Genomic DNA, 3663 nt, shown 5'->3' with positions numbered 1-3663 from the left:
CGCCGCCATGAACGCAGTCTACGCTCAGTTCTTCGATGAGGCCACCGCCCCTGCCCGTGCCTGCGTCGAGGTTTCCCGACTGCCCAAGGATGTCCGGGTCGAAATTGAGTGTATTGCGGTTCTGCCCTAAGTCCCTGGGGTTGACCGTTCAGACCAGAACCCTCTACGCTCGCCGCCGAGCCTTGCTCACCATCTTGGGTGAGAACCGGAGATTCAGATGTTCCTGATCCGCCCAGTCTTGCAGGATTCGGTAGAAAGTCTGCCGATCCTCGGCTTGGAGCACGGCCACCTGATCTGCCGTTTCAATCACGTAGGGATAGCCACCACCCACAATCACTTCGCCGCGCACCCAATCCATGACACGGTTGATCAGACCTGGCTCTTCCTGCATCCAAAGGGGCAGTTCTAAGCGGGCAGGGTATCCTTCGCGGGTGGTCTTGAGATAGGTGAACGCGATCCGGTTGCGGAAGGCTCCGTAATCCGCCAGAATGCCAGGGCGCTGACAGAGGAAGAGGGGAGTGCGATCGCCCCAGTTCATGAACTTGCTGAGAATTTGGGCATCGTGGATGTGCTGGGATTCGGGCAGGCTCATCAGGTGACGCAGCATTCCAGTAAGGTCGTCTGCGGACGATGTAGCAATGTAAGCAACCAGGGGAACGCGATGGTCTTCGCTAGTTTTCAACAATCGCACCAGGCAATCCACGTAGAATTTGCGGCTTTCGATGTCAAAGGCATCAGCAAAGCTAGCCACCAGCGACCCATCCAGAAACACCAGCAGATTATCAGGATTCGGATGGGCTTCCATGTAGGAGATGAGCTTCTCCGTTTCCATTTGGAAGCGGCGCATGTTCACCCGCCGATCGGCCAGACCCATGTCGCCCACCTGTAAGTCCTGAGGGGTCATCACGTCGAGTTCGACATCCTTTTCGTAATTTCCCGTGGGCAGGTGGAGATTCTCGAACCAGCCAATCTGCACTAGGGCAATCGGGATTGAAAGGTCCTTGCTGGGATAGATCTGGGAGCCATCTACTGCAAAGGTGGTAACGCCCGTAAGGCGATCGCGCACCCAGGCCAAACTTTGCTCTCGGTTGGGCCAGCATAGCTTGCACGGCAAAACACAATGCGCCGTCTTCGCAAGTGACTCTAGGGGGCGTGCGCCCACATCCAACGCATCTCCCAATCGGGATTCGATGTCGTCCGGTGATAGGTGGGAAACTTCGTTCAGCGCATCCCGATACTTATTGAGAATACTGAGCGTTTCACGGTCAAAAGCGCTAAAGTCCTCACGCTTGGCACTGAGGATTTGACGGATTTGAGACGGTTTCAGTGGCATAGCCAGAAGCAGATTGAGTAACGACCAGGGAAAATTCAGAGGTTATCAAAGCTCAATCGCCTAAATGCAGCGAACATTCGCCTACTAGCGTTCAAGGTTCACCAAAGACAATTCAAAGCAAGTCGATGAAATAAGACACAATCACCCGATTTAGAATCTGGGGCGATCGCCAAAAATATAGCGTTAAGAAAACAGACGTTCTTGAAAAAAGGAGACTCAATTCATAGCCCCGAACGATTGTAGCGCTTTGTGAGGGACACTGGGAGCGATCCAATCGTAAGGACTTTGTGAGATTTACTGGATTCCGATCCTCGGTGTGTTTGATGATCCCCATGCGTCTGAATACTGACCTTCAGACGCCGGAATTCCTTTTAGACAGGACTTAGGCAATTGGGCGATTTTGCGCGGATGTAACCCACGCAAAATCACCTAAACGACTCAGGACGCCGCACGGAGTGCGTAAGTCCTGTTAGATACTTGCAAATCAGTATCCAAATCCTCTAGACAAAAGTCCCGCTTATTCTACAGTTCCATAGATGGGTTTGTTGCCCAAGCATCAAGATTGCCGACAGTTGATTGCGATTTGTTACGCTCTATTTCAATTCGATTACAAGAGGGCGATCGCACGCTCAAGCGGTCAGAACTCCGTGATACGATGCTTTTCGGTAGGTTTATTAAAGATTTGGGAGAGAACCTTTGGCACTACGGGTTGCTGTTGTTGGATCGGGTCCAGCAGGTTCTTCGGCTGCTGAGACGTTAGCAAAAGCAGGTATCGAAACATATTTGTTCGAGCGCAAGCTGGATAATGCAAAACCCTGTGGTGGCGCAATTCCGCTGTGCATGGTCAATGAGTTTGATCTGCCTCCAGAAATCATCGATCGGCGCGTTCGTCGCATGAAGATGATTTCGCCTTCAAATATTGAGGTGGATATTAATTTAGAAAATCAAAATGAATATATCGGCATGTGCCGCCGGGAAGTATTGGACGGTTTCTTGCGCGATCGCGCAGGCAAGCTGGGCGCACAAATTATCAATGGCACGGTTCACGCCATTGATATTCCCTCTAGCAGCACTGCACCTTACACCCTCCACTACGCCGATCATTCCAATGGCAGCCTCGAAGGGGAAGCCAAAACCCTCCAGGTAGACATGATTGTGGGTGCGGATGGGGCAAACTCTCGCGTGGCAAAGGCCATCGATGCGGGTGACTACAACTATGCGATCGCCTTCCAAGAGCGCATTCGTCTTCCTGAAGACAAGATGGCTTTCTACGAAGATATGGCGGAAATGTACGTTGGCACGGATGTTTCCCCGGACTTCTACGCCTGGGTATTCCCCAAGTACGACCACGTTGCGGTCGGTACAGGCACGATGAAGGTCAACAAGTCCTTGATCAAGAACTTGCAGGCTGGAATCCGGGCACGGGCAGCCCGTAAGCTCGAAGGCGGCAGCATTATCAAGGTAGAAGCGCACCCCATTCCTGAGCATCCCCGTCCGCGTCGTGTCGTGGGTCGTGTAGCTCTAGTGGGCGATGCAGCGGGCTACGTTACGAAGTCCTCCGGTGAAGGGATTTACTTTGCCGCGAAGTCCGGTCGGATGTGTGCCGAAACGATCGTGGAGTATTCCAACAACGGTCAGCGGGTTCCCACGGAAGATGAGCTGAAGGTTTACCTGAAGCGCTGGGATACTAAGTATGGTTTGACCTACAAGGTGCTGGATGTTCTCCAGCGAGTCTTCTATCGCTCGGATGCAACCCGTGAGGCGTTTGTAGAAATGTGCGCGGATCGCGATGTACAGAAGCTGACTTTTGACAGCTATTTGTACAAGACGGTGGTTCCGGCAAATCCTTTGGTTCAGATCAAAATCACGGCCAAAACCATTGGAAGCTTGTTGCGCGGTAGTGCTCTAGCTCCCTAATTTCTTTCCTCCCCTCTGTTCAAAACATCCTCTAAGGTGCCGCATTTCTCCTGGGAAGTGCGGCTTTTTTTAGATACATGGGTGCGGCGGCATTTCCCATGGGCATCCCGTACGCTGCATGCACAAAAACGTCGGAGCATACCCATTCGCAGCCGAGGGGGAGGCACTGCGAATTCTTTCCCTCGATAGAGCGTGAAACCCTCAAAAATCTCTCCCTTGGAAGGCGATTTTGAACTGAAACCGACGTTAGCCCAAATCAATACTCAATCGCCCTTAAGGTCTGCATTGACCTAATACCCAACCTCTTTTTCTTGATATTTTTAAGACTCGGAATGGATGAATCCACCGAAAATAAATTGTAATTGGTCACAGCAAGAAGCACACCGTATTGAGAATAAGGCGTTTCCTTCAGT

3 protein-coding genes are annotated in these 3663 nt (G+C 51.8%); 2 read left to right on the top strand and 1 reads right to left on the bottom strand.

Annotated elements, in window-relative coordinates:
• A partial coding sequence (locus IGR76_09385) for a hypothetical protein (GenBank protein ID MBF2078716.1) occupies positions 1–130 on the top strand: 130 nt, incomplete at its 5' end.
• 33 nt (positions 131–163) lie between these two features.
• Here IGR76_09385 and IGR76_09380 read toward each other — a convergent pair.
• Positions 164–1333 carry a DNA double-strand break repair nuclease NurA gene (locus IGR76_09380; GenBank protein ID MBF2078715.1) on the bottom strand — a complete coding sequence of 390 codons (1170 nt, stop codon included), beginning with the start codon at positions 1331–1333 and terminating at the stop codon, positions 164–166.
• Between the two features lie 696 nt (positions 1334–2029).
• Here IGR76_09380 and chlP point away from each other — a divergent pair.
• Positions 2030–3250 carry a geranylgeranyl reductase gene (chlP, locus tag IGR76_09375; GenBank protein ID MBF2078714.1) on the top strand — a complete coding sequence of 407 codons (1221 nt, stop codon included), beginning with the start codon at positions 2030–2032 and terminating at the stop codon, positions 3248–3250.
• Positions 3251–3663: the final 413 nt, after the last annotated feature.

Origin of the sequence: Synechococcales cyanobacterium T60_A2020_003, from assembly GCA_015272205.1 — a bacterium.
Taxonomy (GTDB): domain Bacteria; phylum Cyanobacteriota; class Cyanobacteriia; order RECH01; family RECH01; genus JACYMB01.
Note: the sequence above shows the minus strand (reverse complement) of the source record. Positions and strands in the feature narration are given on the sequence as shown.

Coding starts and splice junctions, on each gene's coding strand:
- IGR76_09380 (MBF2078715.1), bottom strand. CDS start 1,333: ATGCCACTGAAACCGTCTCAAATCCGTCAAATCCTCAGTGCCAAGCGT.